Raw genomic sequence first — 1186 nt, forward strand, 5'->3', positions numbered from 1 at the left:
ATATCCAGATGGCACACAAGATCATGTGACAGTAACTGTTGTTACTAAAGACGATGAAACACCTGACGAAGTAATTTACGAACCAGTAAGTGAAGGTGTAAATCATGATTATGGAACACCAACAACATCAGATGAAGTGATTGGTTCAGTAACAATTCCTGGATACCCAACAACAGGAGAACAACCAGTTGTAACAGTTGATAATCCAAATAGCTTACCAAATGGAACTACACCAGGAACAGTAAATGTTCCAGTAACAGTGACATATCCAGATGGAAGTGTAGATCATATTGATGTACCTGTGACAACAGGAGAAAAACCTGCTAATAACAATGTCACTTATGAACCAGTAACAACTGGAGTGAAACATGATTATGGAACACCAACAACATCAGATGATGTAATTGGTTCAGTAACAATTCCTAATTATCCAACAACAGGGGAACAACCGGTAATCACAGTTAATAATCCTGATAATTTACCAAATGGAACTACACCAGGAACAGTAAATGTCCCAGTAACAATAACTTATCCAGATGGAAGTGTGGATCATATCACAGTACCTGTTACGACAGGAGAAAAACCAACACAAGATAAAGTGATTTATGAACCAACAAGTAATGGTGTAAACCACGATTATGGAACACCAACAACATCAGACGATGTAATTGGTTCAGTAACAATTCCTGGATACCCAACAACAGGGGAACAACCAGTAATCACAGTTAATAACCCAGGTAATTTACCAAATGGAACTACACCAGGAACAGTAAATGTTCCAGTAACAGTGACATATCCAGATGGCACAGTAGATCATATTGATGTACCAGTAACAACTGGTAAAAAACCAGCAGCTACTGCTACTAAATATGAACCAACAAGTGATGTTGTTCGTAAGCCATATGGAGTACCAACAACTGAGGGTGATGTAACTGGAGCAGTAACTATTCCTAACTATCCAACGACAGGAGAACAGCCAGTAGTTACAGTGGATGATCCAGAAAGTTTACCAAATGGTGAAAATCCTGGCACATATTATGTTCCAGTAACAGTAACTTATCCAGATGGTTCACAAGATCATATCACAGTAGAAGTTGTCATTGACGAAGAACCAATTGATAGTGACGCAGATGCAGACAGTGACGCAGACGCAGATAGCGATGCCGATGCAGATGCAGACGCAGAT

The 1186-nt window shown here is 39.4% G+C and carries 1 protein-coding gene; it reads left to right on the plus strand.

Going from position 1 to position 1186, the window contains the following annotated elements; translation table 11 throughout:
* Positions 1–1186: Rib/alpha-like domain-containing protein (locus HMPREF3239_RS02220; RefSeq protein ID WP_256323731.1), on the plus strand; the 1186-nt coding region annotated here is incomplete at both ends.

Source organism: Staphylococcus sp. HMSC34C02, from assembly GCF_001838705.1.
GTDB classification, from domain to species: domain Bacteria; phylum Bacillota; class Bacilli; order Staphylococcales; family Staphylococcaceae; genus Staphylococcus; species Staphylococcus borealis.